18 protein-coding genes and 1 riboswitch are annotated in these 16,061 nt (G+C 71.6%); of the genes, 9 read left to right on the top strand and 9 right to left on the bottom strand.

Annotated elements, in window-relative coordinates; all coding sequences use genetic code 11:
- Window positions 1-114: 114 nt before the first annotated feature.
- Window positions 115-2,325 carry a discoidin domain-containing protein gene (locus tag ACWEF6_RS01075; protein ID WP_449680993.1) on the top strand — a complete coding sequence of 737 codons (2,211 nt, stop codon included), beginning with the start codon at window positions 115-117 and terminating at the stop codon, window positions 2,323-2,325.
- Here the strand turns inward: ACWEF6_RS01075 and ACWEF6_RS01070 are convergent.
- Both ACWEF6_RS01070 and ACWEF6_RS01065 read right to left on the bottom strand, forming a co-directional pair.
- The gene (locus ACWEF6_RS01070) at window positions 2,227-3,762 is read right to left on the bottom strand and encodes an FAD-dependent monooxygenase (protein ID WP_449680992.1); all 1,536 of its coding nucleotides are present in this window, start codon (window positions 3,760-3,762) and stop codon (window positions 2,227-2,229) included. The two genes, ACWEF6_RS01075 and ACWEF6_RS01070, sit on opposite strands and share 99 nt — an antisense overlap.
- On the bottom strand, window positions 3,759-4,721 hold the full coding sequence (locus ACWEF6_RS01065; protein ID WP_449680991.1) for an MBL fold metallo-hydrolase: 963 nt from the start codon (window positions 4,719-4,721) through the stop codon (window positions 3,759-3,761). The genes ACWEF6_RS01070 and ACWEF6_RS01065 overlap by 4 nt, the downstream gene beginning before the upstream one ends.
- Window positions 4,722-4,816: 95 nt before the next feature.
- On the opposite strand from ACWEF6_RS01065, the gene ACWEF6_RS01060 reads away from it, so the two are divergent.
- Window positions 4,817-5,347 (top strand): MarR family winged helix-turn-helix transcriptional regulator, encoded by a 531-nt coding sequence (locus tag ACWEF6_RS01060; protein ID WP_449680990.1) that lies wholly within the window; start codon window positions 4,817-4,819, stop codon window positions 5,345-5,347.
- Window positions 5,348-5,465: 118 nt separating this feature from the next.
- Here ACWEF6_RS01060 and ACWEF6_RS01055 read toward each other — a convergent pair whose 3' ends face one another.
- Window positions 5,466-6,077, bottom strand: a complete 612-nt coding sequence (locus tag ACWEF6_RS01055) for a GTP cyclohydrolase II (RefSeq protein ID WP_449681033.1) — start codon at window positions 6,075-6,077, stop codon at window positions 5,466-5,468.
- 110 nt (window positions 6,078-6,187) lie between these two features.
- Here ACWEF6_RS01055 and ACWEF6_RS01050 point away from each other — a divergent pair, with 110 nt between their 5' ends.
- Entirely contained in the window at window positions 6,188-6,820 is a 633-nt protein-coding gene (locus ACWEF6_RS01050) for a LysE family translocator (protein WP_449680989.1), read from the top strand.
- A gap of 28 nt (window positions 6,821-6,848) precedes the next feature.
- On the opposite strand, the gene ACWEF6_RS01045 is transcribed toward ACWEF6_RS01050, so the two are convergent.
- Window positions 6,849-7,910 (bottom strand): cobalamin-independent methionine synthase II family protein, encoded by a 1,062-nt coding sequence (locus ACWEF6_RS01045; protein WP_449680988.1) that lies wholly within the window; start codon window positions 7,908-7,910, stop codon window positions 6,849-6,851.
- A gap of 254 nt (window positions 7,911-8,164) precedes the next feature.
- Here ACWEF6_RS01045 and ACWEF6_RS01040 point away from each other — a divergent pair, with 254 nt between their 5' ends.
- Window positions 8,165-8,428: a DUF3040 domain-containing protein gene (locus ACWEF6_RS01040; protein ID WP_449680987.1), complete on the top strand. Its 264-nt coding sequence runs from the start codon at window positions 8,165-8,167 to the stop codon at window positions 8,426-8,428.
- A gap of 23 nt (window positions 8,429-8,451) precedes the next feature.
- Window positions 8,452-9,477: a DNA polymerase IV gene (locus ACWEF6_RS01035; protein ID WP_449680986.1), complete on the top strand. Its 1,026-nt coding sequence runs from the start codon at window positions 8,452-8,454 to the stop codon at window positions 9,475-9,477.
- Here the strand turns inward: ACWEF6_RS01035 and ACWEF6_RS01030 are convergent.
- Window positions 9,474-10,121 (bottom strand): TetR/AcrR family transcriptional regulator, encoded by a 648-nt coding sequence (locus ACWEF6_RS01030; RefSeq protein WP_449680985.1) that lies wholly within the window; start codon window positions 10,119-10,121, stop codon window positions 9,474-9,476. The genes ACWEF6_RS01035 and ACWEF6_RS01030 overlap by 4 nt on opposite strands.
- Before the next feature lie 88 nt (window positions 10,122-10,209).
- On the opposite strand from ACWEF6_RS01030, the gene ACWEF6_RS01025 reads away from it, so the two are divergent.
- From ACWEF6_RS01025 to ACWEF6_RS01010, 4 genes are all read left to right on the top strand, one after another.
- Complete coding sequence (locus ACWEF6_RS01025) at window positions 10,210-11,100, top strand: AurF N-oxygenase family protein (protein ID WP_449680984.1); 891 nt, start codon at window positions 10,210-10,212, stop codon at window positions 11,098-11,100.
- A gap of 44 nt (window positions 11,101-11,144) precedes the next feature.
- Window positions 11,145-11,627 (top strand): N-acetyltransferase family protein, encoded by a 483-nt coding sequence (locus ACWEF6_RS01020; RefSeq protein WP_449680983.1) that lies wholly within the window; start codon window positions 11,145-11,147, stop codon window positions 11,625-11,627.
- A 31-nt stretch (window positions 11,628-11,658) separates the two neighbouring features.
- A riboswitch (S-adenosyl-L-homocysteine riboswitch) is annotated at window positions 11,659-11,736 on the top strand.
- Window positions 11,737-11,821: 85 nt separating this feature from the next.
- Window positions 11,822-13,282 carry an adenosylhomocysteinase gene (gene ahcY, locus ACWEF6_RS01015; protein ID WP_449680982.1) on the top strand — a complete coding sequence of 487 codons (1,461 nt, stop codon included), beginning with the start codon at window positions 11,822-11,824 and terminating at the stop codon, window positions 13,280-13,282.
- Between the two features lie 124 nt (window positions 13,283-13,406).
- A complete protein-coding gene (locus ACWEF6_RS01010; protein WP_086678182.1) occupies window positions 13,407-13,562 on the top strand; it encodes a hypothetical protein in 156 nt (51 codons plus the stop codon).
- 28 nt (window positions 13,563-13,590) lie between these two features.
- Here ACWEF6_RS01010 and ACWEF6_RS01005 read toward each other — a convergent pair whose 3' ends face one another.
- The 4 genes from ACWEF6_RS01005 to ku all read right to left on the bottom strand — a co-directional run bounded on the left by ACWEF6_RS01005 (window position 13,591) and on the right by ku (window position 16,038).
- Window positions 13,591-14,250, bottom strand: coding sequence for a cation transporter (locus ACWEF6_RS01005; protein WP_449680981.1), 660 nt, complete (start codon window positions 14,248-14,250; stop codon window positions 13,591-13,593).
- The gene (gene cmtR / locus ACWEF6_RS01000; protein WP_378191277.1) at window positions 14,247-14,576 is read right to left on the bottom strand and encodes a Cd(II)/Pb(II)-sensing metalloregulatory transcriptional regulator CmtR; all 330 of its coding nucleotides are present in this window, start codon (window positions 14,574-14,576) and stop codon (window positions 14,247-14,249) included. Before cmtR ends, ACWEF6_RS01005 begins: the two co-directional genes overlap by 4 nt.
- 246 nt (window positions 14,577-14,822) lie before the next feature.
- Window positions 14,823-15,032 (bottom strand): hypothetical protein, encoded by a 210-nt coding sequence (locus ACWEF6_RS00995; protein WP_449680980.1) that lies wholly within the window; start codon window positions 15,030-15,032, stop codon window positions 14,823-14,825.
- 103 nt (window positions 15,033-15,135) lie between these two features.
- Window positions 15,136-16,038, bottom strand: a complete 903-nt coding sequence (gene ku, locus ACWEF6_RS00990) for a non-homologous end joining protein Ku (protein ID WP_449680979.1) — start codon at window positions 16,036-16,038, stop codon at window positions 15,136-15,138.
- Window positions 16,039-16,061 lie beyond the last annotated feature (23 nt).

The following is a 16,061-nucleotide window of genomic DNA, read 5'->3' as shown; positions in this document are numbered from 1 at the left end:
CCGGGCGGGGCTGCGGGCGCGCACCCGCCGCACCACCCGACACCGGCGCGAGCTGTGGGGCTCGCCCGGTCCGCTGCCGTTCCGCTCGTCCTCCCCGATCCAGCAGGCAGGCTCATGAGATCAACGACGTTCTCCCCCGTGCACCGCCTCCTCGTCCTCGCGACCGCCGTGGCCGCCGCGTTCGCCACCACGGTGGTGGCCGGCGCCCCGGCGCGGGCCGCCGCGTGCGGCACCACGAACCTCGCGCAGGGCCATCCCGCGACTGCCTCCTCGACCGAGAACGGCGGGACGCCGGCGTCCGCCGCGGTCGACGGCAATCCCGGCACGCGCTGGTCCAGCGCGTTCAGCGACCCGCAGTGGCTGCAGGTCGACCTGGGTTCCGCGCAGCAGCTCTGCGACGTGGTCCTCAGCTGGGAAGCCGCGTACGCCCGCGCGTTCACCGTGCAGCTCTCGGCCGACGCGGCCACCTGGACCACCGCGTACTCGACGACCACCGGCACCGGCGGCACGCAGACCGTGCCGCTGTCCGGCACCGCGCGCTACCTGCGCGTCCACGGCACCCAGCGGGCGACCGGCTACGGCTACTCGCTGTGGGAGGTCGCCGCGCACGGCACCGGCGGCGGCACGACCATCCCGCCGACCGATCCGCGCAACCCGGACTTCGGGCCGAACGTGTCGGTGTTCGACCCCTCGACCCCGGCCGCGACGATCCAGAACCGGCTGACGCAGCTGGCGAACCAGCAGCACACCAACCAGTTCGGCAACGAGCGCTACGCCGTGCTGTTCAAGCCGGGCACCTACAACGCCGACGTCAACCTCGGCTTCTACGAGCAGGTCGCCGGCCTGGGCCTGTCCCCCGACGACGTCAACCTCAACGGGCACGTCCGCGTCGAAGCGGATTGGCTGCAGCAGGGTGACAACCCGAACAACAAGGGCAACGCGACGCAGAACTTCTGGCGGTCCGCCGAAAACCTGTCGGTGACGCTGCCGGCCGGCCAGGTCGAACGCTGGGCCGTCGCGCAGGCCGCCCCCTACCGCCGGATGCACCTGCGCGGCAGCCAGATCCAGCTCTGGAACGGCGGGGACGGCTGGGCCAGCGGTGGCCTGATCGCCGACAGCAAGATCGACGGCGTCGCCGTTTCCGGTTCCCAGCAGCAGTTCCTGACCCGCAACAGCGAGCTCGGCGGCTGGCAGGGCGGCGTCTGGAACATGGTGTTCGTCGGCTCGACCGGCACCCCGCCGGCGTCCTTCCCGAACCCGCCGGAAACGGTCGTCGGGCAGACCCCGGTGATCCGTGAGAAGCCGTTCCTCTACGTCGACGGTTCGGGCAGCTACAACGTGTTCGTGCCGGGGCTGCGGCAGAACTCGTCGGGCACGAGCTGGGGTCACGGCACGCCGGCCGGGCAGTCGATCTCGCTGAGCGAGTTCTACGTCGCACATCCGTCCGACTCGGCCGCGACGCTCAACGCCGCCTTGGCCGCGGGCAAGAACCTCCTGGTGACGCCGGGCGTCTACCACCTCGACCAGGCGCTGAACGTCACCCGCCCGGACACCGTGGTGCTCGGCCTCGGCCTGGCGACCCTGATGCCCACCAACGGCACCGCGGCCATCACGACGTCCGATGTGGACGGCGTGAAGATCGCCGGGCTGCTCATCGACGCGGGCGCGGTCAACTCGCCGGTGCTCGTCCAGGTCGGCCCGCCGGGCTCCAACGCCAACCACGCGGGCAATCCGACGTCGCTGCACGACGTGTTCTTCCGGATCGGCGGCGCGGCCGTCGGGAAGGCCACGCAGACCCTGGTGGTCAACTCGAACAACGTCCTCGGCGACCACATGTGGCTCTGGCGCGGCGACCACTCCTACGGCGTCGGCTGGAACGTCAACACCGCGGCCAACGGCCTGGTCGTCAACGGCGCCAACGTCACGATGTACGGCCTGTTCGTCGAGCACTACCAGCAGTACGAAGTGCTCTGGAACGGTAACGGCGGGCGGACGTACTTCTTCCAGAACGAAATGCCCTACGACCCGCCGGACCAGGCGTCCTGGTCCAGCGGCGGCGGCCGGCAGGGCTGGGCGGCGTACAAGGTGGCCGACTCGGTGACCAGCCACGAAGGCTGGGGCCTGGGCAGCTACTGCTTCTTCAACACCAACCCGTCCATCGTGGCCGCTCATTCCTTCGAGGTGCCGAACACCGGCGGGGTCCGGTTGCACAACCTCGTCTCGGTGTCACTCGGCGGCGTCGGCACGATCGCCCACGTCGTCAACGACACGGGTGACGCCGCGAACACCGGGCACCAGGTGAGCCCGCTGGTCTCCTACCCGTAGCACCGCGGCGACGTACGCGTCCGGGCGGACCAGCCAGGCTTCGCCCGGACGCGCACCCAGCGCCCCGCCCACCGGGATCCGCACCGACCGCACGCCGGGCGCCCGCACCCCGGGGGTGGTCAGGACCAGGAACCCCTGCCGGGCCAGGTCGCGCAACCGGCCACCTTCGACGGTCACGTCCGGGAGCAGCACACCCGGTCCCGGCGGCGGCAACGCCCCCCGCGGCGGCCGTCCCGCGAACGGCCGTTGCGGATCGGGCGTGGTCAGGGGCGAATCGGTGTACCAGAACGGTTCGGCCAGCCGGCCCGAGTCGACCTGCGCGCAGGCGTCCGGGTCGTGCTCCGCCCGGGCGAGGACGTCGAGCTGGCGACGGCGCTGCTCCTCGTCCCGGGGCACCAGGAAATCCATCGTGGCGGTGGTGACGGCCGCGTTTTCCACCGCCGCCGCGTGCCGCTCGGCGTGGTAGCTCTCCAGCAGCTCCTCCTCCGCGTCGCCGCGCAGGACGGCGGCCAGTTTCCAGGCCGCGTTCTCGGCGTCGGCCACCCCGGAGTTGAGGCCGCGCGCCCCGAACGGCGCGACGAGGTGCGCGCAGTCCCCGGCCAGCAGCACCCGGCCGACGCGCATCCGGTCGACGAGCCGCGTGTGGAAGCGGTACACCGACCGCCAGGCCACCTCGTACGGCCGGGCGCCGATGATCGCCCGGATCCGCCGGTCGAGCGCCCCTTGCGACTCCTCCGCCGTGAGGTCGTAGTCCTCGGGGACCTGCCAGTCGACGCGGAACCGCGAGCCGGGGCACGGGTGGATCAGCACCTGGCGGCCGGGGTTCCACGGCGGGTCGAACCAGAACCGCCGCTCGGCCGCCCAGCCCGGCAGGTCGGCGCGGATGTCGCAGATCAGGAACAGGTCCCGGAAGGACACGCCGGCCAGGTGCTGGCCGAGAGCCCGGCGCACCGCGTCGCCGTGGGCTCCGGTGCAGGCGATCGCGTAGTCCGCTTCGATCCGGCGCGGGCCGTCCCGCGTCTCGCACCGGATCTCAACGCAGCCCGGCTGGGTCAGGCCGGTGACGCGGTGACCGCGGCGGACGTCGATCAGCGGCTGCCGGGCGATGAGCTCGTCCAGCACCTCCTCGACGCGCGCCTGGGACAGGTTCACGAACGGCGGCAGCGCCGATCCGCCGTCGGGGAGCGTCAGCGAGAACAGTTCGCCGTCGCGGTGGAACGTCCGCGAGGTCGTCCAGGTGAGGCCTTCCTCGGCGAGGCAGCCCGCGCCCAGCGACGCCCAGACGTCCAGGGTGTCGCGCTGGTGGCAGATGGACTTGGACCCGACGGGGTCGCGCACCTCGTGCTCGTCGACGAGCACGACCGGCACGCCCCGGCGCGCGAGCAGCAGCGCGGCCGTCTGGCCGACCGGGCCGCTGCCGAGGACCGCGACCGTCATCCCTGGAGCCGGTCCCAGACTTCGCGGTCGCGTTCGGCCGTCCACACCACCGGCCGCTCGATCCCGGACAGCTCGTCCCACAGGCGCGAGACGTCGAAGGGCAGGCAGTGCTCGAAGATCGGCCAGTGGCCGTACCGGTCGTTCAACGCCGCGTGCGTGCGCTCGAAGGCCTCCTTGAGGGTGCCGCCGGCGTCGCGGACCGCGCCGACCTCGCGCAGCATCGTGGTCAGGAAGTGCCGGGTCTGCGCGATGGCGGCGTCGACCGCTTCGCGGCCGCGGCTGACCCCGCCGCGGCCGCCGATCAGGGTCTCGGCTTCGAAGGCGGCCACCCGGTCCAAAGTGGACGTGGCCCAGTCGCGGTGGAACGCGTCGCCGGTGTACAGCGCGGCTTCGGCTTCGACGAGGTCGCCGGCGTAGAGGATGTGCCGGCGCGGCAGCCAGGCGACGATGTCGCCCTCGGTGTGACCGCGCCCGCAGTACTGCAGCACGAGGTCGCCGCGGTCGCCGCCGAGGTCGATGGTGAGGCGGTCGGAGAAGGTGAGCGTCGGCCAGGTCAGCCCGGGCACCGAGTCGGCGCCCTTCGCCAGCCGCGGCATCCGGCCGAACTCGCTTTCCCAGTCCTCCTTGCCGCGCTCGGCGACCAGGGCGTGGGTGTTCTCGTGCGCGACGATGACTTCGGCGTCGAAGGCGGACGCGCCCAGCACGCGCACGGCGTGGTAGTGGCTCAGCACCAGGTAGCGGACCGGTTTGTCGGTGTGCTCGCGCAGTTTCGCGAGCCACTCCGCGGCCGCGACCGGCGTGGCCAGCGCTTCGAAGCAGACGAGGAAGTCCTCGCCCTCGATGGCGCCGATGTTCGGGTCGCCTTCGGCGGTGAGTGCGTAGACGCCGTCGGCGAGGATTTCGAGGGTCTGCGCTTTCTCCGCCAGGTCGGCCGAAGAGGCGAAGGCTTTCTTCGTCACGGCGAGCGCTCCTTGATCGTCAAAGGATTGACTATCCGGTCAGGCTAGCCCGCCGGACCGCCGCGGGGAACCCCGTTTCCCCTAACCTGGGCCGCATGACGGACCGACCGGCCGACCTCGACTACCTCTCGTTCGTCGACTACGCGATCGGCAAGACGCAGGCCGAGCTGCCCGCGACCGACCCGGTGGCGATGCGCCTCGGCCTGACGCTGCACCGCCTGGCGGGCGCGCTGGTCTACGACTGGGAGTCGACGGTCCACCGCCCCCGCGGCTGGAGCTGGGGTGGTTTCCGGGTGCTGTTCGTGCTGTGGCTGGCGGGGCCGCTGGAGTCCCGCCACGTGGCCCGCCTCGCCGGGATGAGCCGGGCGGCGGTGTCGGCCCTGGTCAAGACCTTGGAGCGGGACGCCCTGGTGACCCGCACCCAGGTGGCCCACGACCGCCGCGCGGTGGAACTCGCCCTGACGGCCGCGGGCCACACGGCGGTGACCGACGCCTACCAGGAGCACAACCAGCGGGAGCAGGCCTGGGTGGCATCGCTGACACCGGAGGAGCGCGCGGCGTTGATCGGGCTGCTGGAGAAGCTGACCACCGGCCCGGCCGCCGCGGCCGCGCAACGCCTCACCTGACCGATCCTCCAGGCGCGCGGGCGGACCCTCGCGGCACGCCAGCCGCGCCTTCCCGGCACGCCAACCGCCCCTTCAGGCGCGCCGACCGGCCCCGCGAAATGCGGGCCAGCCGCGCGGATCAGCTGGCCAGGCCGGGCAGGCTCAGCGTGTGCCCGGTCTGCTCGGCCTTCGCCCGCAGGTACCGTACGTTGCTCTCGGTCGCGAACACGCCCGTCGGCACCCGGTCGCGCACCGCGATGCCGGCCGCGCTCAGCTGGGCGGCCTTGTCCGGGTTGTTCGACAGCAGGTCGATCCGGCTGACGCCGAGCGCGCCGAGCATCTGCGCCGCCACCGTGTAGTCGCGGGCGTCTTCGGGCAGGCCGAGCGCGGCGTTCGCGGCGTAGGTGTCGAGGCCGCCGTCCTGCAGGGCGTACGCGTCGAGCTTGTTGTACAGCCCGATCCCCCGGCCCTCCTGCCGCAGGTACAGCAGGTACCCGCCGGTCTCGGCGATCCGCGCGACCGCTTCGGCCAGCTGCGGCCCGCAGTCGCAGCGCGCCGACCCGAAGACGTCGCCGGTCAGGCACTCCGAGTGCGGCCGCACCAGCGGTACCTCGCCGGGCGCGCCCAGGACGAACGCCAGGTGCTCGGCGCCGTCGGCCAGGCCGCGGAACGTCACGGCTTCGGCGTCGACCGCGACACCGCCGTCGAGCCGCAGCGGGATCCGCACCCGCGTCCGCACCCCGGCCGTCATGTCCTCGCCCCTGGTGTCACCCACAAGATCGACCCTACACGAGGTTCAAATTCGAACATCCACGTCGTTCCACCAGGGAAACCACTGGCGGCCGGTCGTATCCTCGGCGCATGATCCCCGCCGCCACCGCCGCCTCGTTCCTGCTGGTCGTCGTGCTCGGGGCGATGTCGCCCGGGCCGGACTTCGTCGTCGTGACGCGGTCGGCGCTCACCGGCGGGCGGCGGGCCGGGATCGCCGCCGGGACCGGGATCGCGCTCGGGGTCTTCGCCTGGGTGGTCGCGATCGCCCTGGGGGTCGCCGCCATGCTCACCGCTTCGGCCGTCGCGTTCACCGTCGTCAAGCTCGCCGGCGCGGCCTACCTCGTCGTGCTCGGGGTCAAGGCGTGGCTGGCCGTGCGCCGCGGCGAGTACCGGGATCTCGCCGAGACCACCGGGGCCCGGCAGCTCAAGGCCGGCGCCGCCTTCCGCCAGGGCCTGGTGACGAACCTGCTCAACCCCAAGGTCGCCGTCTACTTCCTGGCCCTGCTCCCCCAGTTCCTGCCCGCCGACGGCTCCACCCTGCAGACCCTCGAACTGGCCGCGATCGCCACCGCCGGCACGGTGCTGTGGTTCGTCACCCTCGCCGTCGTGGTCGGGGCGCTGAAGCGGTTCTTCAGCGCCGGCCGCGTCCGCCGCAGCCTCGACGCCGTCCTGGGCACCGTGCTCGTCGCCCTCGGGCTGAAGGTCGCCGCCGAGACGGCGTGAGCCCGCCGACGGGCTCACGCCGCCGCGCTCAGCCGAGCTTCTCGGACGCCAGCCGCGTGCCCTCGACCCGGGCCGCGATCTTCGCGAACGCGATGTCGCGCGAGGTCGACGTGTCGTCGGCGAACGGCGAGAACCCGCAGTCGTCGCAGGTGCCGAGCCGGTCGGCCGGCAGGTACTTGGCCGCGGTGAGCACCCGGTCGCGGACCTCCTCCGCCGTCTCCACGCGCGGGTCGATCGGGTCGGTGACGCCGACGAAGACCCGCTGGTCGGCCTGGACGTGGTCGGCGATCACCCGCAGCGCGCGCTCCGGGTCGGCTTCGCTGGCCAGCTGCACGAAGAAGCGGCCGGCCTTGAGGTCGAACAACGCCGGCAGCAGGCCCGCGTAGTCGACGTCGAGGCTGTGCACGGAGTCCTGGTCGCCGCCCGGGCAGGTGTGGACGCCGATCTTCGCGCGCTCCTCGGCGGTGAACCGGTCGAGGACGGCGTTGTTGAGCTCGACGAACTGCCGCAGCAGCCCGCCGGACGGGTCGAGCTTCAGCGACAGCCGTCCCTCGGTGAAGTCGATCTGCACGCTGTCCGCGCCGGCTTCGAAGCTGCCGCGGATGTCCGCCTCGGCCTCGTTCACCAGGTCGGCGACGAACTGCTCCTGCGAGTACCCCTCGATGCCGTCGGCCGGGTAGATCAGCGAGAGCGCGGACGCGGCGATCACCGCCTGCTTGACGGGCCGGTCGGTAAGCGTTTTCGCGCGCGTGAGGTACGCATCCGCGTGGGTCGCGTAGCGGAAGGGGCCCGCGGTCAGCCGCGGCAGCTGCCGGGTGTGCCCGTCGGCGAAGGGGATGACGACCCCGTCCGGCGCCAGGGCTTCGAGGCCGGCCAGCGGGTAGGTCGCGAAGCTCGGCTTGCCCTGTTCGCCGTCGCTCAGCACCGGCGAGCCGGTCTCCTCGAACCGGCGGATCGTGTCCGCCAGCGCGCGGCTCTCCAGCTCGGCGAGCGCGGCCGCGTCGATCTCGCCGGCCGCGAACGCGCCGAGGCCTTCGACGAGGTAGGCGGGACGCGGGATGCTGCCGATCGGTTCGGTGGGCAGGGTCATGGAATCCTCCGCTTGCTTGAAGGTCCGGACCGGGCACGGGCACGACAGCAGGACGTGGCCGCCCCCAGCCGCCGGGCCGTGACCGGCCACGTTCATGCGGCAACTTAACGTGGCAGCCGCCGGTCACGGAGCGCGGATCACCCGGTCGGACCAGAGAAAAGCACGAAATCAGAAGGCGTTCGGCGGTTCGCGAGGAGGACGATTGGGTATTCGCTACGGCGATACGGCGGGTTCGGCGCCGAAGGAGTACCCCGATGCTCAGTCACCACGATCGCACCGAGCTCGAGAAGATCGAGCGCAGCCTCGAGCTCAGCGACCCCGACCTGGCCGCCGCGCTGCGCGACGGCCGGCGGCCGAAGTCGCGCGCGCTCCGCAGCGCCCTCCTGATCGCCTTCGACCTCACCGCCGTGACCCTGCTGGTCCTGGGCCTGGTGCTGCCCGACCCGGGCGTGACGCTGTGCGGGATCCTCGCCCTCACCGCCACCGTCTGGACCCACGTGGCGAGGCACCGCCTCTGACGATCTGAGGCAGACTGAGCGACGTGAAGTGGGTCCTGCACGTCGACCTCGACCAGTTCATCGCCGCGGTCGAGATCGCCCGCCACCCGGAGCTGCGCGGGAAGCCCGTCGTGGTCGGCGGCAACGGCGACCCCACCGAACGCGCGGTCGTCGCGACGGCGTCGTACGAGGCCCGCGAGTTCGGCGTCCAGTCCGGCATGCCGCTGCGGATCGCGGCCCGGCGCTGCCCGGACGCGGTCTTCCTGCCCAGTGATCCCGACGCCTACCTCGAGGTGTCGGCCCGCGTGATGGCCGCCGTGCGGAAGCTGCCGGTGGTGGTCGAGGTGCTCGGCTGGGACGAGGCGTTCGTCGGGGCGGAAACGGCCGACCCCGAGGCGCTGGCCGTCGCGATCAAGGAAGCGGTGGCGCGTGAGACGGGCCTGTCGTGCGCGGTCGGGATCGGCGACAACAAGCTGCGGGCCAAGCTCGCCACCGGGTTCGGCAAGCCGGGCGGGATCTACCGGCTGACGCAGGAGAACTGGTGGGACGTGATGGCGGCCCGCCCGACCGACGCGCTGTGGGGCATCGGCGGCAAGACGGCGAAGAAGCTCGCTTCGCTGGGCATCGGCACCGTGCTGGACCTGGCCGGCGCCGACCCGGCCGAGCTGGCGGCGCGGTTCGGCCCGAAGACCGGCCCGTGGCTGCGGCTGCTCGGCGGCGGCATCAGCGACGCCGAGGTGAGCGCCACCCCGTGGGTGGCCCGCTCCCGCAGCCGCGAGACGACGTTCCAGCACGACCTGACGGACCCGGCGCAGATGGCGGCCGAGGTCTCGGCGCTGGCGAAGCGCGTCGCCCAGGACGTCCTCGACGAAGGCCGCCCGGCGGCGCGGGTGGCGGTCAAGGTGCGGTTCGTGCCGTTCCTGACCCACACGCACAGCATCACGCTCGCGGAACCGACCTCGGACGCGGCCGAGCTGGACCGGGCGGCGCAGGAGGTGCTCGGGATGTTCGAGCTGACCCGCGCGGTGCGGCTGCTGGGCGTGCGCGCCGAGTTCCCGCGCGGAGACTAGAGCCCCTCCGGCAGCGGCAACGGCCGGTCCGGGTCGAGCTGTACCCCGCCCGCCCGCAGCGTGTGGTCGAGCATTGCCCAGATCGTGCCCGTGAGCTGGGTTGTCAGCTGGGGCCGGGTGAGCGTGCCCGGGTGGTCCAGCCAGCGGGTCGTCGCCGATTCGACGTAGCCGACCAGGCCGAAGGCGATCGTGTCGCCTGGGGCCGGGTCCAGGCCGAACGCCGTCAGGTAGCCCGTGAACAGCCCGCTGAGGTGGCGGGCGATGGCGCCGCGGACGTCGGGGCCGTCCGGCACCCCGCGGGCGAGGTAGCGGTGCAGGTGGGCGTGCTCGGTCAGCCAGCGCAGGTGCGTCGAGATCACCGTGGAGATCATCTCGTTCGGCGACCCCTCGGGGTGCCAGAGCGGCGCCAGGTCAGCCGTCACCAGCTCGGCCGCGCGCTGAGCGATCGCCCGCCGGAGGTCGGCCGCGTCGGAGAAGTGCCGGTACAGGCGGGTGCGGGCGACGCCGGCGCGTTCGGCGATCTGCTCGGTCGAGACGTCCGGGCCGTGCTCGGCGATGGCGGCCAGCGCGGCGTCGACGAACTCCGCGCGCCGGCGTTCCTGCTGGCCCGCCCAGCGCGTCGCCCGTCCGTCGACCTTGGTCACGGCGAAAGCCTACTCAGGACGCGCCGGGCGGTGTACGCTCGCCGAAGTAACTAGTACATCGCGTACCCCCTACTTTCCGGAGGCCGCCATGGGCGTCGAGGCCCAGGACCGGGACGTCACCGCGGCTCGCCTGCTCAAGAGCTCCGCGAAGAACTCCTACGACCCGTACGTGGACGTCGACTGGGCGGCACCGCTCGCCGAGGGCAAGGCCTACATGCCGCTCGAGCGCGTCTCCCTCTACGGCACGGACCTGTGGGCGAAACTGACGCCGGAGCAGCGGATCGAGCTGTCCAAGCACGAGATCGCCAGCATCATGAGCGTCGGCCTGTGGTTCGAGATCGTCCTGATGCAGCTGCTCGCCCGGTACGTCTTCGACCTCGACGCCCGCACCGAGCACGCGCAGTACGCGATGACCGAGATCGGCGACGAGACGAGGCACTCGGTGATGTTCGCCCGCACCGCCGAGCGGCTCGGCGTCCCGCGCTACGGCGTCCCGAAGGTCATCCACCGCGCCGCGAAGGTGTTCGGCGCGACCGCCGCCGGGCCGTCGATGTTCGCCAGCGTGCTGGTCGCCGAGGAGACCACCGACCGGCTCCAGCGGTCGATGATGGACGATGACGGCATCCAGCCGCTGATCCGCTCGGTCAACCGCATCCACGTGGTCGAGGAGGCCCGGCACGTCCGGTTCGCCAAGGAGGAGGTGCTGCGCGAGACGCCGAAGCTGTCGAAGGCGGCGCTGCGGCGGCACCGGCTGCGGACCGCGCTGGTCGCGTTCGGCGTGATCGACAGCATGGTCGACGCGCGGATCTACCGCAGCGTCGGGATCGACCCGCGCGAAGGCCGCGCCGCGGCGCTGGCGAACCCGCACTTCCACGAGACGCGCCGCTGGATGGCCGAGAAGATCGTGCCGTTCCTGCGCGACGCGGGCCTGATCGGCGGCCGCTCGGAAGGCCTCTGGCGGCGCGCGCACCTGCTCTGAAAAACCCTTTCGCGCACGCCGTCCGGTTCGGCCAGGATGTCCCGGTGATCACGATCCGGGCCGCCCGCGCCGAGGACGACTCCGCGCTCGCGAAGATCGACGAACGCACCTGGACCCCGGCCGTCTCCCCCGCCCCGGCACCGCCGCCGGGCACGCCGTTCTTCGACGACGGCACGCGGCCCGAGGACGTACTCGTCGCCGAGCACGACGGCGTCGTCGCCGGGTACGTGCGGCTCGGCGAGGGGTTCGGCATCCCCGCCCACCGGCACGTGGTGGTGCTCGACGGCCTCGCCGTCGATCCGGACCGGCAGCGGCTCGGCATCGCCGGGCAGCTCGTCGAGGCCGCCGTGGCCGAAGCCCGCCGGCGGGGCGCCCGCAAGGTGACGCTGCGGGTCCTCGGGCCGAACACCGGCGCGCGGCGGGTCTACGAGCGCTGCGGGTTCGTCGTGGAAGGCGTGCTGCGGGGCGAATTCCACCTCGACGGCACCGATGTCGACGACGTTCTCCTGGCCCGCTCGCTCGCTTGACAGCCTCGCGGCGGCTTTGCCATCCTGGATCCGGGCCGAGAGGCGCTGCGACGGAAGCCCCTTCCGCCACGCTCGGCCCGACACACGACTCCAAGGGCGCCTCCCGCGAGGGAGGTGCCTTCTTCTTTGTCTCCGCACGCACTTCCGTGCCGCCTCCCGAGCGCATCCCGACGAACTCCGGAGTGCACCGAAGCATGAGTGACAAACTGCAGACCCGAAACGGCCTCGACTTCGCCGTGGCCGACCTGTCCCTGGCCGACGCCGGCCGCACCCAGCTGCGGCTGGCCGAGCACGAGATGCCCGGCCTGATGGCGATCCGCCGCGAATACGCCGCCGCCCAGCCGCTGAAGGGTGCCCGGATCGCCGGGTCGCTGCACATGACCGTGCAGACCGCCGTGCTCATCGAGACCCTGGTCGCCCTCGGCGCGCAGGTGCGCTGGGTGTCCTGCAACATCTTCTCCACCCAGGACGAGGCCGCCGCCGCGGTCGTCGTCGGCCCGGAGGGCACGGTGGACGCCCCCACCGGCACGCCGGTGTTCGCGTGGAAGGGCGAGACGCTCGAAGAGTACTGGTGGTGCACCGACCAGCTCTTCGCCTTCCCCGGCGGGCAGGCCCCGAACATGATCCTCGACGACGGCGGCGACGCCACCCTGCTCGTCCACAAGGGGGTGGAGTTCGAGGCGGCCGGCGCGGTGCCGCAACCGTCCGAAGAGGACCCGGAGGAGTACCGGATCATCCTCGACACCCTCCGCGCGAGCCTCGCCGCCGACGGCGACCGGTTCACCCGGATGGCCAAGGAGATCCGCGGGGTCACCGAGGAGACGACCAACGGCGTCAAGCGGCTCTACAAGCTGGCCAAGGACGGCGAGCTGCTCTTCCCGGCGATGAACGTCAACGACTCGGTGACGAAGTCCAAGTTCGACAACAAGTACGGCATCCGGCACTCCCTTGTGGACGGCCTGAACCGGGCCACCGACGTGATGATCGGCGGCAAGCGCGTGGTCGTCTGCGGCTACGGCGACGTCGGCAAGGGCGCGGTCGAGGCGCTGCGCGGCCAGGGCGCCCGGGTCGCGGTCACCGAGATCGACCCGATCTGCGCGCTGCAGGCGGCGATGGACGGCCTGGACGTGGTCGAGCTCGACGACGTGGTGGGCACCGGCGACATCTTCATCACCACCACCGGCAACTTCGGCATCATCTCGGCCGACCAGATGAGCCGCATGAAGCACAACGCCATCGTCGCCAACGTCGGGCACTTCGACAACGAGATCGACATGGCCGGGCTGGCGAAGCTGCGGGGCATCGTGAAGAAGGAGATCAAGCCGCAGGTGCACGAGTGGACGTTCCCGGACGGCCACGCGATCATCGTGCTGTCCGAGGGCCGCCTGATGAACCTCGGCAACGCGACCGGTCACCCGTCGTTCGTGATGTCGAACTCGTTCACCAACCAGGCGATCGCGCAGATCGAGCTGTTCACCAAGCCCGGCGAGTACGCCACCGACGTCCACCGGCTGCCGAAGCACCTCGACGAGAAGGTGGCCCGCCTGCACCTGGACGCGCTCGGGGTGAAGCTCACCAAGCTCACGAAGGCGCAGGCCGAGTACATCGGCGTCGACGTCGAAGGTCCGTACAAGCTCGATCACTATCGGTACTGATCCCAGATTGCTCCATTCGCCGTAGTTTGGTTTATCGGGAAACTGGCCATCCTCCCGTCGAGAGAAGCGCATCCGCCCGGACGGCACGGAGCCGGGCCGGGTCTCGTGCGAAGGAGTGTGTCAAGTGATCGTTCTCGGTGTAATTCTCCTGATCATCGGGTTCATCGTCGGTATCCCGGTGCTGTACACCATCGGCATCATTCTCGCGGTGGCCGGTGTGGCACTGGCCATCCTGGGCGGCACCGGCCGCCGGATCGGCGGGCGGGCGCACTGGTACTGATCTCGAGACTCCGCCACGGCCTGGCGCGTCAGCAGCAATGCTGGCCGCGCCAGGCCGTTCGGCCTTCTTTCACCGCCACCCCGGCGATCGCCAGCGCGACCACCGGATCGGCCCACCACCAGCCGAACAGGGCGTTGAGCAGCAACCCCGCCAGCAGCACCGCGGAAAGGTAAGTGCAGAGCAAAGTCTGCCGCGAATCCGCCACCGCGCTGGCGGAACCCAGCTCCCGCCCGGCCCGGCGCTGCGCCGCGGAGAGGGCCGGCATCACGGCCAGGGAAATGGCGGCGAGCACGATTCCGGTCCGGGAAGTTTCCGGCGCCGCGCCGGTGAAAAACGAACCGACGGCTTCCCCGGTCACGTAAATCGCGAGCGCGAAGAAGGAAATGGCGATCACCTTCAGCGCACGCCGTTCCCGCGCTTCCGGAGCACGGCCGGAGAACTGCCACGCGACCGCGACGGCGGACGCCACCTCGATCACCGAATCCAGCCCGAAGCCGATCAGCGCCCCGGACGACGCGGCGGCACCGGCGGTCAGGGCGACCGCGGCCTCGACGACGTTGTAGGTGATGGTCGCGGCCACCAGCAGCCGGACGCGGCGCACCAGGACCGCCCGGCGAGCCGGCTCTCCCACCGGCGGCGGCGCACAACAGCCGTCGGCGCAGGTTCCGACCGCCGGTTCCGGCTTCATCGCGCCGCCACCTCGTCCTCGCAGGCGTCCCGCGGTTCGACCGCCAGAACGACCTGGACGAGTTCCCGCAGCGCGCGGGCGAGGTGTTCGTCGGCGATCTCGTACCGCACCTGACGACCCTCGTAGCCGGCCACGACGAGCCCGCACCCGCGCAGGCACGACAGGTGGTTGGACACATTGGACCGACTCAGCTCCAGCTCCGCGGCCAGCCGTCCCGGGTAGGCCGGGCCATCGAGCAGCGCGGTCAGGATCCGGCACCGGGTGGGGTCGGACAGCGCGCGCCCGATCCGGGCCAGCGCCGACTCCCGCGTCTCACAGGTCACCATGCAGTGAACTGTACAGCCGACGCTGACCTATCCACAACGGACACACCCGGAAACGAAAAGGGTCCTCCGGCTCCGAGGGGGAGGGAGAGCCGAAGGACCCCGTTAGTGTTAGCACATCGCCAAGCCGCTGTACACAGCTGCATACACGATCGTGTGACCACCTTGACGGATTCCGAACGCCGCGAAGGCCTCCCCCGGCCGGCTCACCGCCGACGGGGAAGGCCTTCGCGGTTCCTGGCGGGAGGCTCAGGAAGCTCGGCGCAGCAACGACTTCCGCGGCGCGGTGGCGCAGCCGCAGCCGCCGCCGACGCCCTGGCAGTCGACGATCAGGGCGTGGCGCACGCGGTCACCGTCCGCACAGGCCGGTTCGGTGCACTCGGCGAATCCGCCTTCCGGGTGGACGACCAGCGTGCCGTGGCAGTGGTCGATCCCGGCGTCACAGGAAGCACACTCCATGTCCGCACCGCCTTTCCGCGCTCGTGCACCCAAGGTAGGACCGGGGAGCGCGAGGGCGCGGGAGCCGGGCGGCGTGTCGGCTCAACCACCCGTCCGAGCGCACTCAGGCGGACTTGGGCGCCCGCTTCCGGGTGGCCGGCTTCTTCTTCGCCGGCTTCTCGTCCTCATCGGACGCTGCGGGCGCTTCGGGCACTTCGGACGCCGCAGCGGCCTCCGAAGAGGACTGCCGGGACTTCTTCGCGGCGTCCACACTGGCCTGCAGCGCCGCCATCAGGTCGACGACCTCGGCCTTGGCGGTGACGGCGGCCGGCTTGGTCGTCTCGTCCCCCGCGACCTTGGCCTCGATCATCTCCTCGAGAGCCTCGCGGTAGTGGTCGTGGTACTTCTCCGGCTCGAACACCGGCTCGGCCAGCGAATCGATCAGCGACCCGGCCATGGTGACCTCCTGCGGCCGGATCTGCGGCGGGTCGTCGCGCAGGAACGGGAAGTCGGGCTCGCGGACCTCGTCCGGCCACAGCATCGTGGTCATCACCAGCACGTCGGCGTGCACGCGCAGCACCGCCATGCTCTCCCGCTGCCGGACCGCGACCTTCGCGATGGCCACCTGGCTCGACTTGTGCAGCGCGTCCCGCAGCACGACGTACGGCTTCACCGCGTTCTTCTGCGGCTCCAGGTAGTAGGTCCGGTCGTACTGGATCGGGTCGATCGACTCCAGCGGCACGAACTCCAGCACGTCGATCGTGCGCTGGGTGGCCAGCGGCAGCTCGGCCATCTCGGCGTCGGTGATCACCACCATCTCGCCGTCGGGCAGCTCGTAGCCCTTGGCGATCTCGGCGTACGGCACCTCCTGGCCGTCGATCGTGCAGAACCGCTTGTACTGGATGCGGCCGCCGTCGGCTTCGTGCACCTGGCGCAGGGAGACGTTCTTGTTCTCGGTGGCCGCGTACATCTGGATCGGGATGCTGACCAGCCCGAACGACACCGAGCCCTTCCACATCGCCCGCATGCCACGCACCTCCGCTGAACCAC

Source organism: Amycolatopsis sp. NPDC004772 (assembly GCF_053601215.1).
The sequence above is the reverse complement of the archived record's forward strand: the minus strand, read 5'-3'. Positions and strand labels throughout refer to the sequence as shown.